The following is a 15,993-nucleotide window of genomic DNA, read 5'->3' on the forward strand; positions in this document are numbered from 1 at the left end:
TCCGTAATGCCGGAACAGGACGAGCACCACGGCAAGGTCGCGTTAATCACCGGGGGCGGGCGCGGGTTCGGCAAGGCGTTCGGCGCGGCTCTGTCGGCGCGGGGTGCGCACGTCGTGCTCGCGGACATCGACGGGGCCGCGGCGGAGGCCGCCGCGGCCGAACTCACCGCCGCGGGCCGCAGCGTGACGGGGGTGACCTGTGACGTGGCCGACGAGACCGCGGTCGAGGCGGTCGTCGGCGAGGTCGCCGAACGGCACGGCGGACTGGACATCCTGGTCAACAACGCGGGCCTGCACGCCGCTTACAACCGGCCGTTCACCGAACTCGGCCTCGCCAACGTGCGGCGCGTCCTCGACGTGAACGTCATGGGCGTCGTCATCTGCTCCCTCGCGGCACGGAAGGCCATGCAGGGCCGCGCCGGTGCCGCCATCGTCAACATCTCCTCGTCGGCGGCCTACGCGAACCGCAGCATCTACGGCGTCTCCAAACTCGCCGTACGGGGGCTGACCGTGTCCTTCGCGCGCGAGTTCGCCGCCGACGGCATCCGCGTCAACGCGATCGCCCCGGGCCTGATCTTCACCGACACGGTCCGGGCCGAACTGTCCGAGGCCGAGGCGAAGCGGGTGCTGGGCGAGCAGATCCTCCAACGGGAGGGCGAGGAACAGGACATCGTCGAGGCGCTGCTGTATCTGGTCTCGTCGAAGGCTTCGTTCATCACGGGTGAGACCTTGCGGGTGACGGGCGGGTTCGCGCTCTCGGTCTAGCGTCCCGGGCCGCGTTCTCGTCGGCCGGCTTCAGGGACGGGGCGGCTTCTCCCCCGCGGGATCCGCGGCCACTCCGATGCCGCGGAACTCGGGGGCGGGGGGCAGCAGTTCGGTCCCGGCCGGCTGGGTGCGCATGCCGTCCAGCAGCAGGCGCAGGTAGCGGCGCCACAGGCCGGGCTCTCCGGTCTGGTCGGTGATCGCGGCCACCATCAGCTGGATCATCGGGAGATCCAGGTGTTCCACGTCGGGGCGCAGTGCCCCCTGCTCCTTTGCGCGCTCGATCAGCGGATCGACCAGGGGCTTGATCCGCCGGTCGACGAGAGCGTGCCGCTGGGCGGCCTTGCCGGTGCCGAGCATGACCTCGCGCAGCCCCCGGTCGTGCGCCTGGAGTTCGCACACCTTCTCCAGGCTGGACGCCAGCCCGTGCCACGGGTCGGGATCGGCGGCGGCTTCCCGGGCGGACACCTCGACCTGGTCGATCATGTCCTCGAAGACCGCGTCGACCAGCTCCTCCTTGTTGGAGAAGTGCCGGTAGGCCGTCCCCACACCCAGCCCCGCGTGGCGGGCGACGTCGTCGAGGGTCGCGGCCAGACCCCGGTCGCGGAACACCTCGCGGGCGGCGGTCATCAGACGGCGGCGGTTCAGCTCGGCGTCGCGCCGCAGCGGCGGTCTGCCGGGTTCAGCGAGCTCCGCCATGCCAGTCGTCACGCCTTCCGGATGATGTCGGATCGTCCGGTTCATCGTAACGGCGCGAGCTGGGCACCCCTTGATCAGGTTCGACCCGCCGCGATCACTCCGGAGAGTTAAACGGAGAAGACATCTCCGTTTGGTGTTACGGTGGCAGCACCAAACCGGAGATTAGATCTCCGTTTACCACCTAGCGTCAGCGGGAGACGAGGACATGGACATGCACGGAGAGAAGGCGGCACCTCAAGGGAAGACGCGGGCAGGCCGGCGGAGGGGCGGCGCCGCCGTCACGGTCGCCATCACCGCGGGACTGGCCCTGGTCGCCTGCTCCTCGGGCGGCGCCGACTCGGCCGGCAGTACGTCCAGCCCCAGTGCGCAGACGGCCACCTGCCCCACGGGGACGGCCGACGCCACCGCCGGGGCCGGCGCCGGAACGCCCACCGGAATGCCGTCGGGCAACGCGGGAGGCTTCACCGTGGCCAAGACCATCAGGAAGTCGGACACCAGCACCAGCACGGTGATCGACCCCAAGGGTGCGCAGATCCGGTGCGCCACCTCCGGGATCACCACCACGCACGACATCACGTACTCCTCACCGACCACCGACGGCAGGAAGAGCGACCTGAAGCTGGACATCCAGGTGCCCACATCCACATCGGGTAAGAAGCCCCTGGTCATCTACCTGACCGGCGGCGGGTTCGTCATGGCGGACCGCACCGCCAACCTGGATCAGCGCACCTACGTGGCCGACCAGGGTTACGTCGTGGCCAGCGTCCAGTACCGCACCACCAAGGACGGCGCCACGTACAAGGACGCCGTCGCCGATGTGAAGTCCGCGATCCGGTACCTCCGCGCCAACGCGGACACGTACTCCATCGACGCCGACCAGGTCGCCGTATGGGGGCAGTCCGCGGGCGGCTACCTGGCGGCGATGACCGGCGCCACCAACGGGGAGAAGTCCTTCGACGTCGGCGACAACCTCGACCAGAGCAGTGAAGTGCAGGGCGTGGTCGACGAGTTCGGCCCGGCCGACCTCTCCGAGCTCGCGGCCGACTACGACACGGCAGCCCAGAAGGCCAACTACGCGGCGGGCAACAGCGCCGCCCAATGGGTCTACGGCCCCGGCACCAAGAAGTCGATCGCGGACCGCACCAGCGAGGTCGCGGCCGCCGACCCGGCCACGCACATCAGCCCCAGGACCGCGCCCTTCGTCATCTTCCACGGCAGCGCCGACAACCTGGTCTCACCCAGCGAGACCCTGAACCTCCACACGGCACTGCGCGCCAAGGGCATCGACAGCATCCGCTACGTCCTCACCGGCGCCGGCCACGGCGACCTGTCCTTCACCGGCGACACCACGGCCTCCCTGCCCTGGTCCACCCAGGAGACGATGGGCCACATCGTCGACTTCCTGGGGCAGCACCTCAAGTAGCCGAGAATCAGCCGGAGTTGCCGAAGACTGAGACATCGGCAACTCGCTCGGTGGCTTTCACGAGGGAGGCCGGTCCTTCGAGGATCACGACGTCGGCGGCGCGGTGGACCTCGCGGGCAAGGGCGACGAAGCGATGTATCTCCTCATCGACATCGGGCAGTTCGGGCTCGTCGGGACGCATGCGTCGAGTACGGCGTCCATCCGCCCGCTCTGCCGTTGCCGGACGCCGTCCGGAAACCTGTCACGGTTCGTCACGCAGCGTGCGGCCTGGCCTCCGCGTCTGACACAGTGTCCCTTCATCCACACATCAGGGGCGTACCGTGTCCAACTCCGTATTTACGCCACCAGGTCGGCCGTCATGGGCAGCCGGATCACCTCCGAGGAAGAAGCGCGACTGGAAGCTCGTCGGTGGAGTCACCGCGGGCATTCTCGTCATCGGCGGCCTCGGTACCGCATGTCACAACACCACCGGCGCAGGGGGTAGTTCGACCGCCACGGCCACCGACACGGGCAGCAACGCCAAGACCGGAGGCACGACCAGGACCGTCCCCCACTTCGTCGGCATGGGTCTTCAGTCCGCGCAGGACGCCGCCCAGAAGCAGGGCTTCTACAGCCTCAAGTCCCATGACTCGCTCGGCCGTGACCGCCACCAGATCCTCGACCGGGACTGGAAGGTCTGCTCCCAGAACGTGAAGGCCGGCACAACCGCGTCCACGGACACCCAACTCGACTTCGGCGCCGTGAAGTCGGACGAGACCTGCCCGGCGAAGGACCGGTCCGCGCCCACTGCGGCCGGCGCGACGATGCCGGACTTCAAGGGGAAGTCGGTGAACACGGCCCGCGACGCGCTCCGCTCCAGCACGTCGATCACGGTCAAGGACGCCTCCGGCAAAGGGCGTTACGTCCTCCTGGAGTCCAACTGGCAGGTGTGCTCGCAGAAGCCGCCTGCCGGGACGAAGCTGAGCGGGCAGCCGGTGGAGTTCTCCGCGGTGAAGTTCGGGGAGTCGTGTCCGTAGCGGCACCCGCCGACGCCGCAGGCGAGCGGCCGGGCGGCCGGTGACACCCGAGAGGACCACTTTCGGGCACCCCTTCCGTGACCCGCCCGCCGGAGGTGCCGGCCGAGCGCCACGAAAACCACGCCAGGACCAAGGAATCAGCGGGTGATCCGAGGCAGCAGCGCCGCGGTGGAGCGGCCCTTGAGGGCGGACAGCCACACGCCGGCCCCATAGGCGAGGTCGTCGAGGCGGCGCGCGACGCCGTAGCGGACCGGGTCGAGAGGGGCCCGGTCGCGCCGGTATTCGAGGGCGATGTCGGCCAGCGCGGCCACCGCCGCGGCCCTGCGCACGCGGCGGGACGCCACGCAGCCCACGGCCGTGAGCGGCCACCAGTGCCGGTTGAGCAGGGCCGAGGTCTGGGCCAGAGCGGCCAGGGCTCCGTTGACCGTGAGCCGCGCGGCCAGGCGGTGGGGGTGCTGGATACCCTCGATCCGGCGGCCGATTCTCAGGGTGACGCCCGCCAGGACAGCCCCCGCGACGGGCACCGACCACCTGCGCTGGGCGAGCAGCGCGGTGAGGAGTGCCGCGCTCCAGGGGGCGAACACGGCCGGGGCGATGAACCGCGGGTGGCGTTCGGCGAGGGGCTGCGCACCGGTGCCGTAGACGGCCTTGCGCAGGAGCCAGTCGTCGAGCCGTGCCCGGTGTTCGTGTGCCGCCTCGGCGGCCGGCTCGTAGCGCAGCCGTCGGCCCTGTTCGATCAGCCGCCAGCACAGGTCGACGTCCTCGCCGACCCGCATCCGTTCGTCGAAGCCGTCGGCCAAGGCATCCACGCGCGCTACGACACATGCCGTGGAGGCCCACGAGACAGGACTCCCCGGCCGCACTCCGGCCGGGTGGGCGCCCAGGTCGAGCGAGGAGCGGGCGTTCTCGTACCGTTCGATCCAGGTCGGATCGGGTGAGGACAGCCCGGTGATGCGAGGTACGGCCAGAGCGACGGCCGGGTCGGCGAAGTGCCGGAGGAGGGTGGGCACGGTGTCGGGGGCGAGCACGATGTCGGAGTCGGCGAACACCACGAAGGGGGTCGTGACGAGCCGGAGTCCCGCGTTGCGGGCGCCGGCCGGTCCGAGGTTCGTGGTCAGGGAGACGAGCACGGCTCCGTGTTCGGCGGCTACGGCGGCGACGGCCTTCGGGTGCCGGGACGCGTCGTCGACCACGATCACGGGACGGTCCTGGCCGACACTGCTGAGCAGACGGGCGAGTTGACGCGGGCGGTCGCGGACCGGCACGACCACCGTGTATCGAGGATCGGCGGGCGGGGGCAGCGAGCCGACGACGGGGTTGGCCATGCCGAGGTCGAGCAGTCGGTCCGCGAGCAGCGAGCTCGCCGCGTCGCGCACCCGCAACGTCCGCCCCGTGAGCAGCCGTTGGGCCCGCGGGGTCAGCCGGATCAGCCGGGTCGGGAAGCCGCCGACGAGAGCCCGGCCGCCGTCCACGACCCGTGTGTGCCGGTCGAGTCGGACCAGGAAGCCGACGGGCAGCGTCATGGCCGGGCCACCTGAGGGTCCAACTCCCGTACGGCGGGCGGGTGTTCGGGCTCAGTGAGCCGGCCCCGGCCGTCCGCGGTCCAGGCGGTGATCCGGCGGACGACAGCCGACACCATCGCGTCCGTCGCCCGGTGCCCCTCCGCCGCCGAGGCGCCGGTCGGGTCGCCGAGGACACCGGAGGGGGAAACGGCGCGGACGCCATGGGCCATCAGGTCCGGGAGCAGGGCGGCCAGCGGCCGGGTGTCACCGGCGACCGCCGCGTCCAACCACACCTGATCCGGGGCGAGATGGAGCATCACCGAGGTCTCGGTACGCCCGGCGTGGGCGTCGCCTCCGGGGACGGCGCAGCCGGTCCAGGCCACGTCGTGGCCTTCGGTGCGCAGCAGGCGTACGGCGGTGTCGAGGGTGGCGGTGTTGCCGCCGTGGCCGTTGACCAGGACGATCCGTCCGGCCCACAGCGTCAGCGAGCGCACGGCCTCCACCAGTACCATCCGCAGCGCTTCGTGACCGATCGAGACGGTTCCGGGGAAGCCCGCGTGCTCGCCGCTGGCGCCGTAGCGAAGCGTCGGCGCAACGAGCGTCCCGGGGAAGGCAGTTGCCGCTCGCCGTGCGACGGCGTCGGCGATGACACTGTCCGTGTCGAGCGGCAGATGCGGGCCGTGCTGTTCGGTGGACCCGATGGGCAGCAGGACCAGTGCGCCGGACGGCACGAACGGCCAGGCGGTGTGGGCGAGTTCGGTCGCCGGGTCGTTTCGCACCGTGCTCACGCGGCCGGGGCGTCGCGGCCCAGGACGAGGGAGAAGCCCGGGGGTACGACCAGGTCGTCGGGCGTCAACTCGCGGACGGAGGAGTGCCCGAGGCCCAGCACCGCCGAGTCGAGGCCGCCGCGGAGGATGTCCAGGACATTCTCGACGCCGGCCTGCCCGTTCGCCGCCAGGCCCCAGAGATACGCGCGCCCGATCAGGACGGCGCGGGCACCGAGCGCGAGGGCCTTGGCCACGTCGCCGCCCCGCCGCACACCGCCGTCGAGGAGCACTTCGATCTGCGCGCCGACCGCGTCCGCGATCGCGGGGAGTACCCGGATGGTGGCGGGGGTGGTGTCGAGGTTGTTGCCGCCGTGGTTGGAGACGGACAGGGCGGTCACTCCGGCGTCGACGGCGCGCTTGGCGTCGTCGACGCGGGTGACTCCCTTGAGCAGGAAGGGTCCGCCCCACTCCTTGCGGAGCCACGCCACGTCCTCCCAGGTCGGGGGTGTGGTCTGCATCCACTCGCCGTAGGCGCCGAAGAAGGTGGGGGCCTCGCCACCCGGGGGCCGCAGGTTGGGGACCGAAAGGTCGGGCAGGCGACGGGACTTGGCGAACCGGAGCAGCCAACCGGGGTGGGGCAGCACATCGGGCGCGAACCGCAGCATCGTCTTCAGGTCGAGCTTGTCGGGGATGGCCGGGCTCCCCCAGTCCCGCCCGTGGGAGAAGGACCAGTCGAGGGTGACGATGAGGGCTTTGGCACCGGCCGCCCTGGCCCGGTCCATGCGCTGCGTCATCGTCGCGCGCGTGCCGCTCCAGTACAGCTGGTAGAAGAAGTCCGGCTGAGCGGCGGCGACTTCCTCAACCGGCTTGCCGGCAAAGGAACTCAACCCCATGACGACGCCCCGGCTCGCCGCCGCCCGGGCCACGGCGACCTCGCCCTCGGGGTCCACGGCCTGCACACCGGTCGGCGAGATGAGCACGGGGAGGGTGGTGGGCACTCCGAGCACGGTCGTGGACAGATCGCGTTCCGCCTGATGGCCAACGACCCTGGGAGCAAAGCCCAGTTGGGCGAATGCCGCCGTGTTGTCGTCGATCGTACGGCCACGTTCCGAGCCCGCGACGAGCGCTCCGTACACCGTGCTCGGCAGGCGTTTCCTCGCCCGGCGCTGAGCTTCGGCGACCGTCTCGAACCAGGGGTTCCTGCCCATGTGCCGCGTCCCTTCGTTTGTACTGTTCGGCTACGGCCGGTCGAGGCGCAGTCCGGCCAGCGGGTCCTCGGCGCACTCACCGACCGGGGGCCGTTCCAGGTCGCTGCGTCGGGTCAGGACGAGGTCCACGGGGCGTCGCCGGGAGTGGTCGGCGGACGGCTTGGGGAGGTCCCCACCGCCCTTGGCGCGCTGGGCGAGTTGCTGTTCGCCGTACCCCTGCACGCACTCGGGGTCGGGGCCGTCCAAGGGCAGTCCGGTGAAGAACTTGGCGGCCATGCAGCCGCCCTTGCAGGTGTCGTAGAACGCGCAGGAGGCACAGGCTCCGCCGTGCTGCGGGGTGCGCAGTCGCGCGAACAGTTCCGAGCCGCGCCACACCTCGGTGAAGCCACCGGGTGCGCGGACGGTGCCGGCGAGGAACTCGTCGTGGATGGCGAACGGGCAGGCGTAGACGTCGCCTACCGGGTCGATCAGGCAGACGACGCGTCCGGCACCGCACAGATTGAGGCCGGGGAGCGGTTCACCGTAGGCGGAGAGGTGGAAGAAGGAGTCTCCGGTCAGTACGTTGTCGCCGTGGGCCAACAGCCAGTCGTACAGCTCGCGTTGCTGTGCCGCGGTCGGGTGGAGGTCGTCCCAGACGTCGGCTCCGCGGCCGGAGGGACGCAGCCGGGTCAGGCGGAGTTGGGCGCCGTAGTGGTCGGCGAGTGCCTGGAACGCGTCGAGTTGGGGGATGTTGTGGCGGGTGCAGACCACGGAGAGCTTGAAGGTGCGCATACCGGCGGCGGCGAGGTTCTCCATCGCCCGTAGCGCCGTCGCGTACGAACCGGCGCCGCGTACCGCGTCGTTGACGTCGGCGGTCGCGCCGTCGAGGGAGATCTGGACGTCCACGTAGTCGTTGGCGGCGAGTCGGCGGGCGGCTTCGGGGGTGATGCGGACGCCGTTGGTGGAGAACTTCACGCCGACGTGGTGGGCGGTGGCGTAGTCGAGGAGTTCCCAGAAGTCGGCGCGGACGGTGGGCTCGCCGCCGCCGATGTTGACATAGAAGACCTGCATGGCCTCCAACTCGTCGATGACCGCCTTGGCTTCGGCGGTGCTCAGCTCGCGCGGGTCGCGGCGGCCGGAGCTGGAGAGGCAGTGGGTGCAGGCGAGGTTGCAGGCGTAGGTCAGTTCCCAGGTGAGGCAGATCGGCGCGTCGAGTCCGGACTCGAAGAGGTCGACGAGCCGTGTAGTGCCGGCGGTGGCGGTCATGGGGTCCTTCCGACGAGCATCGACGACTCGGCGAGTGCGGCCAACGCCTTTCCGTAGCGCGGTAGTTCGACCTCCTCGACACCGGCCGCCAGGCAGGCGTCGCGGGCGGTGGGAGCGTCCGCGAGGGACTCGACGACGGCGAGCAGTCTGCGGTCCTTGAGGAACGTCAGTCTGCGGGTCCCGAAGTGGTAGAGGAGCGCCCCGAACGGTTCGGGCCGCACCGAGACCTGAGGGTGCAGGCCGAGAGCGAGGTCGAGGGTCTGCGCGGTCATGCGGGCGGCCTAGTAGACGCCGCACATGCCGTCGATGGAGATCTCCTCGATGAGGTCGTCGGCCTCGATCAACTGCTGTTCCGTGACGGGCTCTTCGGCCGCGTTCTCGTTGGCCGGGACGGTCGGTACGGACCTGAGTTCGTTCATGCGACTCTCCCTGGGCATCCGGCTGGGCATCCGGGCGACTGCGCGGTCGACAGTAATGGCACCCGGTGCCGAAAGTGAAGAGGGGTCGTCATGATTCTTTCGACCGGTCGGTCTACGCCCGTTCCGGGGTCCGGTTGAGGCGCCCGGACGTCATCGTCGTCGGGGCGGGAGGCAGCGGCGCCCCGCTGGCCGCACGGCTCAGCGAGGACTCCGACCGCAGCGTGCTGGTGCTGGAGGCGGGACCCGTGCCGCGTCAACAGGCTGCCTATACAAGTGAGTTGCTGGACGCGCGCATCGTGCCGGGCGCGCGGCCCGGGCATCCCGCCGTCCAGTCGTACGCGGTCCGTCTCACGCCGCGTCGTCCGTACACGGTCGTGCGGGGGCGCTTTCTGGGCGGGTCGACCACGGTCAACGGCGGCTACTTCGTGCGGGCTCGGCGCGAGGACTTCGAGCGCTGGTCGGCCGTAGGAGGCGCAGCGTGGTCGTACGAGCGGGTGCTTCCGTTGCTGCGCTCGCTGGAGTCCGATCTCGACCACGGCGCCGACGCGGTGCACGGGGGCGATGGTCCGGTGCGGATCCGGCGGGCGGGTCTGCGGCACCCTGCCGCCGCGGCATTCCGGTCGGCCGCGCGGGAGTTGGGGTATCCCGAGGAGCCTGACAAGAACGCCCAGGGCGCGCCCGGGTTCGGGCCGGTGCCGTCCAACTCAGTGGACGGGACACGCGCCAACACCGGCGTCTGCTACCTCCTGGACGCCCTCGATCGGCCCAATCTCGCAGTGGAGGGCGGGAGTTCGGTCCTCGGAGTCCTCGTCGAGCACGGCCGGGCGACCGGCGTGGTCGTCGAGCGCGACGGGCGTCGTACGACTCTGGAGTGCGGTGAAGTCGTGCTGTGCGCCGGGGCGTTCCGCTCCCCCCAGCTGTTGCACCTGTCGGGCATCGGACCGGGCGACGTGTTGGAGCGCCTGGGCATCGCGGTGGCCGTGCACTCCCCCGCCGTAGGAGCCCGGTTCGGCGACCATCCGCAGCTGGTGCTGGAGTGGCAGCCCCGACGGCCGATGCCCGCGCCCGCGGACTCCTGGCTCGGTGGCTGCCTCCACCTGTCCTCGTCGGACGGCGGGCACCCCGGCGATCTGGAGATCCTCCAGTCGCTCGTCCCCATGGCGGGCCTGATCGGCGGAACGGTGACCGTGCCCGGCGCACCGTTCGCGTTTCTGGCGTCTGTCCTGACGCCCCGGCTCGGCGGACGGCTGCGGACGCGTTCCGCCGACGCGACGATTCCCCCTCGTATCGACTACGGCTATCTGGAGACCGCCGAGGACCGACGGCGCCTGCGTGAAGTCGCCCGTGCCACGGCCGCGTTGATCGCCACCGACGCGTTCGAGGAGGTGTCCCGCGGGCTCGTGGAGCCGGGGCCGGAGGTGCTGGCGGACGACCGGCTGCTCGACCGCTGGGTCGAGGCGCACCTCGGCACCTCGCACCACACCTGCGGCACGGTGCCCATGGGCCCCGTCGGCGATCCGGGCGCGGCCGTCGACCACTACGGGCGCGTGCACGGTGTCGTCGGGCTGCGCGTCGCGGACACGTCGATCCTGCCGACTCCGCCGTCGCGCGGCCCGGCGGCCACCGCCGTGCTCGTCGGTGAGCTCGTCGCCGACGCCATGCGACGTGACCTGCCGTGACCCGGTTCAGGGAATGGCCGGGCCGTCGAAGCCGGCCGCGAGTTGCCGCAGGCTCTGGTCCAACAGGTCGCCCAGGACCACCTGTTCGTCCGCCAGCCAGTGTTCGTACGCGGCGACGCACGCGGCGAGGACGGTGTGGCCGATCAACCGGGGCAGCAGGTCCGAGGACAGCGCCCCCGTGCGCCGTGCGGCGAACTCCGTGACCAGGGTGCGCCATGAGGCGTAGCGCACGGTCGAGTCGGCCTGCAGCGTCGGGACCCGCAGGATGAGCGCCATGCGCTGCCGGTGCCAGGGCACCGCCGCCGGGTCGAAGCGATTGAACTCGACGACCGCGCCACGCAGCGCGTCCATCATCGGGACGGCCGCGTCGGCCGCCGCCAACAAGCCGTCCAGTTTGACCAGTTCGGCCTCGAAGTCGCCCCACACCAGGTCGTTCTTGGAGGCGAAGTAGCGGAAGAAGGTCCGGCGGCCGATGCCTGCCGCAGTGGCGATGTCGTCGACGGTCGTCCGGTCGAATCCCTGCCGAGCGAACAGCTCGAATCCCACCCGCTCGAGTGCGGCCCGCGAGGTCGCGGGCGGTCGGCCCGTCCTGGTCTGTCGCTGTCCGTTCTCACCGTCCACAGCGCACATCATGCACACGCGTCCATCAGGATGCCCGCCGCCGCTCTCATCCGCCGACTGCGCAGATCGAGGACGGGGCTGGGGTTCGAGAGGCCGTGGGAGGCCAGCAGGTTCATCAGGACCCAGACCGTGTCGGGGCGTTCCGCCAGCGGGAGTTCACGGCCGTCCGGGGTGATGACCTTGGCCGCGGTGACGCCCGCGAGGAGGCTGGTGCGGGCCCAGTCGACGTCGTACGAGACGCCGTTCGGGCTGACGGTGAGGACGACGTCCTTGGTGCGGTGCAGGACCGTCAGGTAGTCCATCGGTACCGTCAGCCGCCGGGCGGCGTCGAACGGGGGTGTGCCGTCGGCCGGTTGGATGCGCAGGACCGTGTCGAGGACAGGGCCGTGGTCCTGGAAGGTGGTCCGTGCGCGCATCTCCAGGAATCGGCCGCGCACCAGAACACCGCCCCGGCGCGACCAGCGTCGGCCGACCGAGCCGAACGCGGCCTTCTCACCGGGGAGTTGGTCGGCGAGGCGGCGGGCTTCCTCACCCGGTTCGCTCACCGGCGCCTGTTCCTCGGGGGCGGCGCGGTCCCGGACGGCCAGGGCGGCGTAGCGTGCGGCCGTGTCCGGGTGCAGGCGCCGGAGGTCGATCGTGTCGCCGCTCATGACGACGCCTCCGGCCTCCCGGGAGATCCGCATCTGCTGGAGCTGGCGGCCAACTCGCCGTGTCACCTCGGCCGTTCGGCCTTCGAGGTCGATCACCCGGCAGGTTCTCGTGCCCGCGAGCAGGGCGCTGCGCGGCCAGTTGGGGGTGACGGTTCGTCGAGCCCCCGGATCGGCCGGCCCGTCGACGAGGACGACCAGACGTCCCGCCGTGATCGCCGAGAGGCACAGGGACGGCACCCGCCACTCCCCCGTCACCTCGAACTCCTCGGCGTCGTGCACCCGCAGCCTCAGCCTGATCAGCGGCGTGAACTCGTCGGGCGTGTAGTCGCCGTAGTGGGTCGTGAAGGTCGACTCGCCGTCGGGGTGGTACCGGGCCAGTGACGCCTCCATTACGTCCGCCCGTACCAACTGCCCCTGCGCGGAACACTGTTCGGACCGAGGCGCCCACATCACGAAGGTGTCGTCCGGCCACCGGTACCGGTCGCTCGCGCCCTTCACCCGGTCCCTGCGCGTGATCCGGGGAAATTCCTGGCGCGTGCTGACGAACGCCGGCACGGGGATCATCACCGTGCCGGCCAGCCCGAAGGCGAACACCATCGCCGGCCAGCCCCAGCCGGGATATTCGCTCCAGGCGGAGTACCCGACGAGGAGGAAGAACGGGGCCGCCGAACAACAGACCGCGATGAACAGCAGATTGCCCACGAACACACGCGTATGACTGCGCATGTGGCCCTCCTCCTCGTCGAAGTCGGTCAGGTCGGTGATCTCCGCGGTCGCCGGAACCCCCTGGAGCACGGGGCACGGGGTCCTCGTCACGGAGCCACGCCGTCCCCGGCGTAGAGGTAGCTCCCGGGCTGGGCGGGGTCGGCCACCAGCAGGACCCGGTCTTCGGCGCGGGGTATCCGCAGCTTGGAGACGATGGTCCGGAGGGTGATCCGGTCGGTACTGCCGGTCGGCTGCACGACCAGGTCGACCACCGGGTCGCGGTTGACCAGTTGGCCGGTGTCGGCGATCGACACGACGACGGCGGTCGTGGTCGGCGCTCCCGCGGCGAGCAACTGCTGCACTCCGAGGCCCGAGTTGTACGCGCCGATCGACTGCTGGACCCTGGCGTAGTCCTCGTTGCCGAGGAACGCGCGGGTGGTTCGGCCGTAGAAGCCCTTGCCGCTTGCCACCTGGCCCGCGATCTCGGCGGCCCGCTCCTCGCGGCTCTTGCGGCGCCCGAAGATTCCCATGACGGCTGCTCCTTCTGGTCGGGTGGATTCCCGTGTTTCCCGCTGTCCCTGTGGACGCTAGGTGGCTCGGGGCGCCTACCGATCCCAGGTTCGTCCACCCGATCTCGGACGACGTACCCTCCTGACATGCCGCTTCCCAGCCAGCCGACCGGCGCGCGCCGACCGCGCGCCATGGTCATCGACGGCGCGTGGCGCGCCCTCGGGCCGGGGCTGGAATCGCTGAGCGGCCCCGGCGGCGCCCCGCTGACCCGCACGGTCAAGCTGATCGTCCTGCCGTTGATCGTCAGGCCGGCCCTGCATCCCGAACTCGCGGCGGACTTCCTCGCACCGGAACCGGCCGCGCGCCTCGACGCGCTGATACGGGAGTCCGGTGGGCGCCTTGTCGCTACGGCCCAGTGGTTCACCCTGCTCAAACGGACCCGGCGCGCGCTGGGCGTCGTGGCGGGCAACCCCCAGGATCTGTACTTCCAGCGGTGCTACGAACTGGCCGCCGAACATGGCGAACCGGGCGCCGACGCGGGGCCGTTGGCCAGGGCTGTCGTCGAGGACGTCGCGGACGCGGACGGCGGTCGTACGGTGGACACGCTGAAGCGCTATCTCACGGATACCGCTCAATACGCCCGGCTGGAGACGGAGTTGGGCGTCGCGTGGGAGGGGCGTCAGCTCACTCCGACCGCCGATACGGCCGCCGCGGTCGCGCTCGCGGGTGAGGTTCTGGAGGCCTGCGGTGGGGCGGAGGGACCGAGGGATTCAGCATCGTACATGTCCATGGTCGAGGCGGGACTCGGTGAGCTGCTCGGCCGGGCCCTGTGGGTGCACGCGAGCGGGGTCTGGGGTCGCGACGAACTTCCGGCCCATCTCGGCCTGACGGAACGGGAGTTGCCGCCACGGCCGCGGGTCGGCCGGGCCGCCTCGACGGCCACCCTGCCCGCACCGCTGGACCGCACGCTCCTCGAGCGGCTCTTCGTCGTGCTCCAGTCGTCGGCTCGACGCGAGGAACTGCCCACAGTGCCGGAACTCGTCGGGCGGGAGGTCGGCCGCAGTTGCGCTCCGCTCGGTCTGTACGACGAGACCCTGCGCGTCGCCGTCCTGCTCGGCGGTCAACTCGCGGTCGGGCTCGACCCGTTGGGCATACGGGAGCCCGGGCCGGGCCGAACGTCCGCGCACCGGGCCGTCAACAGCCGTTGGCGCAGGGAGGCTTCGGTCCTTCGCGCCCGCCGGATGACTGTCTCGCCGCACCCTGATCCGGACAGCGGGGTATTGGAAGCCCTCGCCCAGGATCTCCGTACGCCCTGGACCGCCTATATGCGGCGGCTCTGGGTGCGGTTGCACGGGCGGGACGTCCGCGACGCGCCGCTCGCGGATGCCGCGTCGGCCTGGGCGGTGCTCGACGGGGTCGCCCGCTCGGTGATGATGGACCACCGCGCCCGGGTCCGGGCCGCGCTGCGGGCGTTGACGGCAGCGGCGGCGCCTCCCGCTGTCGTGGCCGAGGCGGCCGAGTCGAGGAGTGCGTGATGGCGCGGGGCTCTGTCGACGTCCATGTCGTGCGCGGTGACGACGGCACGATCCGAGTAGGCACCGCCGGTCCTGTCGGCGCTCCCGACTTCACCCGTGCGGTTCTCGATGTCGCCGGAGCGGTGCTGACCTGGCCTGTCCTCGGGAGCCCGGGACTGCCCATGACGGAAATACATGACGCGGCGCGTGCGCAGCAATGGCTGTGGGCGGTCTACGGCGAGCGCGGCGCCGGTGCCGTGCACGCCTGCGTGACAGGCGAGTTGGCCGATGTGCGGGTACCCGCGGACCTGACTCCGCTCGCGGGCCGTGCCGCCCGGCTCGGCTTCGGGCACTGGGCGGCGCGGTGGTGGCCTGCCTCACACCTCGACGGGATTCCCGCGCTCCAGCCGGACATGCTCGGGCTGGAGTTGGCCGCGCTGACGCACGAGTGCCAGCAGTTGTTCGACGACGATGACGATCAACCCGACGACAGCGCCGCCGAGTTGATCGGTGACCACCGAGCCGCACTCGACCCGTTGATCCAGTGGTGGCTCGCCACACCGCCGTCGACGGACACGGCACGCCACCTGGGGAGCGTTCTGCGGTCGGTCGACGACGCGGCGGACGGCGCCGGGTTGGACGGGGCGGCGCTGCGCCGCCTTCGGTCGTCCCTGACTCAGCCCCGTCGGCCGGACGGCACTCCGGTCGATCCTGTCACGCTGTTCGGGCAGCCCAACGACTACGCCCTGGCCGCGGGCGAACCGCTCGTCACGGGCGGCCGGTTGATCGCGCGGGGCTCGGGGACCAACGACTGGCGCCGCTACCCGCCCGGCTTCGTCGACGCCTCCGAGACCGCGGTGTCCTGGACCGCCCGCGCACTCGGCGCCCGACGGCAGATCGAGGTCGAGGTCGTCGCGCACATCGCGGCCCCTGTCACCGCCGTACCCCTCGCGGCGGAGGTCCGGGTGAACGACGGTCCCCGGAACCGGGTGCCCCTCTCCAGACGGGTCGACGCGTGGACCGGCCGGGCGGACCTGGACCTCCCCGCCGGAGAGACGCAGCCGCGTATCCAACTCGGTGTGCTGCTACCCGGGTTCGACCCGGGGCCCGGTCCCGAAGGCGCCGCCGACCGCGACTCGATCCGCGCGCTGATCCGGCGACGCCTCGCGGCGGCGGCGCAGCCCGACGCGCCCAACTCACCGGCGCACGACGGGACTTCCGGGCCGTTCCTCGCCGAGATCGCCGCCGCCACCACCGATGAGGACTACTGACG

At 71.3% G+C, this 15,993-nt stretch carries 17 protein-coding genes; 6 read left to right on the forward strand and 11 right to left on the reverse strand.

Features of this window, described 5'->3' with window-relative positions:
* Nucleotides 1-6 precede the first annotated feature (6 nt).
* Nucleotides 7-765 (forward strand): SDR family NAD(P)-dependent oxidoreductase, encoded by a 759-nt coding sequence (locus OG504_RS05845; protein ID WP_405988738.1) that lies wholly within the window; start codon nt 7-9, stop codon nt 763-765.
* Between the two features lie 30 nt (nt 766-795).
* Here OG504_RS05845 and OG504_RS05850 read toward each other — a convergent pair whose 3' ends face one another.
* A complete protein-coding gene (locus OG504_RS05850; protein ID WP_405988739.1) occupies nt 796-1,461 on the reverse strand; it encodes a TetR/AcrR family transcriptional regulator in 666 nt (221 codons plus the stop codon).
* Between the two features lie 205 nt (nt 1,462-1,666).
* Here OG504_RS05850 and OG504_RS05855 point away from each other — a divergent pair, with 205 nt between their 5' ends.
* Nucleotides 1,667-2,884, forward strand: a complete 1,218-nt coding sequence (locus OG504_RS05855; protein ID WP_405988740.1) for a prolyl oligopeptidase family serine peptidase — start codon at nt 1,667-1,669, stop codon at nt 2,882-2,884.
* A 7-nt stretch (nt 2,885-2,891) separates the two neighbouring features.
* Here OG504_RS05855 and OG504_RS05860 read toward each other — a convergent pair whose 3' ends face one another.
* Nucleotides 2,892-3,065, reverse strand: a complete 174-nt coding sequence (locus OG504_RS05860) for a hypothetical protein (RefSeq protein ID WP_405988741.1) — start codon at nt 3,063-3,065, stop codon at nt 2,892-2,894.
* A gap of 139 nt (nt 3,066-3,204) precedes the next feature.
* Between OG504_RS05860 and OG504_RS05865 the strand changes: the two genes are divergently transcribed.
* Complete coding sequence (locus tag OG504_RS05865) at nt 3,205-3,900, forward strand: PASTA domain-containing protein (RefSeq protein ID WP_405988742.1); 696 nt, start codon at nt 3,205-3,207, stop codon at nt 3,898-3,900.
* A 137-nt stretch (nt 3,901-4,037) separates the two neighbouring features.
* Here OG504_RS05865 and mftF read toward each other — a convergent pair whose 3' ends face one another.
* From mftF to mftA, 6 genes are read right to left on the reverse strand one after another with little or no spacing between them, the layout of a single operon-like run.
* Nucleotides 4,038-5,423 (reverse strand): mycofactocin biosynthesis glycosyltransferase MftF, encoded by a 1,386-nt coding sequence (mftF, locus tag OG504_RS05870; RefSeq protein WP_405988743.1) that lies wholly within the window; start codon nt 5,421-5,423, stop codon nt 4,038-4,040.
* Nucleotides 5,420-6,190 carry a mycofactocin biosynthesis peptidyl-dipeptidase MftE gene (gene mftE / locus OG504_RS05875; protein ID WP_405988744.1) on the reverse strand — a complete coding sequence of 257 codons (771 nt, stop codon included), beginning with the start codon at nt 6,188-6,190 and terminating at the stop codon, nt 5,420-5,422. Before mftE ends, mftF begins: the two co-directional genes overlap by 4 nt.
* Complete coding sequence (gene mftD / locus OG504_RS05880) at nt 6,187-7,377, reverse strand: pre-mycofactocin synthase MftD (RefSeq protein WP_405988745.1); 1,191 nt, start codon at nt 7,375-7,377, stop codon at nt 6,187-6,189. Before mftD ends, mftE begins: the two co-directional genes overlap by 4 nt.
* 30 nt (nt 7,378-7,407) lie before the next feature.
* On the reverse strand, nt 7,408-8,622 hold the full coding sequence (mftC, locus tag OG504_RS05885) for a mycofactocin radical SAM maturase (RefSeq protein WP_405988746.1): 1,215 nt from the start codon (nt 8,620-8,622) through the stop codon (nt 7,408-7,410).
* Complete coding sequence (gene mftB, locus OG504_RS05890) at nt 8,619-8,894, reverse strand: mycofactocin biosynthesis chaperone MftB (protein ID WP_405988747.1); 276 nt, start codon at nt 8,892-8,894, stop codon at nt 8,619-8,621. Before mftB ends, mftC begins: the two co-directional genes overlap by 4 nt.
* Before the next feature lie 9 nt (nt 8,895-8,903).
* Entirely contained in the window at nt 8,904-9,041 is a 138-nt protein-coding gene (gene mftA / locus OG504_RS05895; RefSeq protein ID WP_329551244.1) for a mycofactocin precursor MftA, read from the reverse strand.
* Nucleotides 9,042-9,175: 134 nt separating this feature from the next.
* Here mftA and mftG point away from each other — a divergent pair, with 134 nt between their 5' ends.
* A complete protein-coding gene (mftG, locus tag OG504_RS05900; RefSeq protein ID WP_405988748.1) occupies nt 9,176-10,720 on the forward strand; it encodes a mycofactocin system GMC family oxidoreductase MftG in 1,545 nt (514 codons plus the stop codon).
* Nucleotides 10,721-10,726: 6 nt separating this feature from the next.
* On the opposite strand, the gene mftR is transcribed toward mftG, so the two are convergent.
* Genes mftR through OG504_RS05915 form a run of 3 tightly spaced genes read right to left on the reverse strand, consistent with a single transcriptional unit; the run spans nt 10,727 to nt 13,226 of the window.
* Nucleotides 10,727-11,341: a mycofactocin system transcriptional regulator gene (gene mftR / locus OG504_RS05905; RefSeq protein ID WP_405988749.1), complete on the reverse strand. Its 615-nt coding sequence runs from the start codon at nt 11,339-11,341 to the stop codon at nt 10,727-10,729.
* A gap of 8 nt (nt 11,342-11,349) precedes the next feature.
* On the reverse strand, nt 11,350-12,807 hold the full coding sequence (locus OG504_RS05910) for a hypothetical protein (RefSeq protein ID WP_405988750.1): 1,458 nt from the start codon (nt 12,805-12,807) through the stop codon (nt 11,350-11,352).
* A complete protein-coding gene (locus tag OG504_RS05915) occupies nt 12,804-13,226 on the reverse strand; it encodes a hypothetical protein (protein ID WP_405988751.1) in 423 nt (140 codons plus the stop codon). The genes OG504_RS05910 and OG504_RS05915 overlap by 4 nt, the downstream gene beginning before the upstream one ends.
* Before the next feature lie 126 nt (nt 13,227-13,352).
* On the opposite strand from OG504_RS05915, the gene OG504_RS05920 reads away from it, so the two are divergent.
* Both OG504_RS05920 and OG504_RS05925 read left to right on the forward strand, forming a co-directional pair.
* Nucleotides 13,353-14,741 carry a hypothetical protein gene (locus OG504_RS05920; RefSeq protein ID WP_405988752.1) on the forward strand — a complete coding sequence of 463 codons (1,389 nt, stop codon included), beginning with the start codon at nt 13,353-13,355 and terminating at the stop codon, nt 14,739-14,741.
* A complete protein-coding gene (locus OG504_RS05925; protein WP_405988753.1) occupies nt 14,741-15,991 on the forward strand; it encodes a hypothetical protein in 1,251 nt (416 codons plus the stop codon). The genes OG504_RS05920 and OG504_RS05925 overlap by 1 nt, the downstream gene beginning before the upstream one ends.
* Nucleotides 15,992-15,993 lie beyond the last annotated feature (2 nt).

This window comes from Streptomyces sp. NBC_00986, assembly GCF_045162565.1.
Taxonomy (GTDB): Bacteria; Actinomycetota; Actinomycetes; order Streptomycetales; family Streptomycetaceae; genus Streptomyces.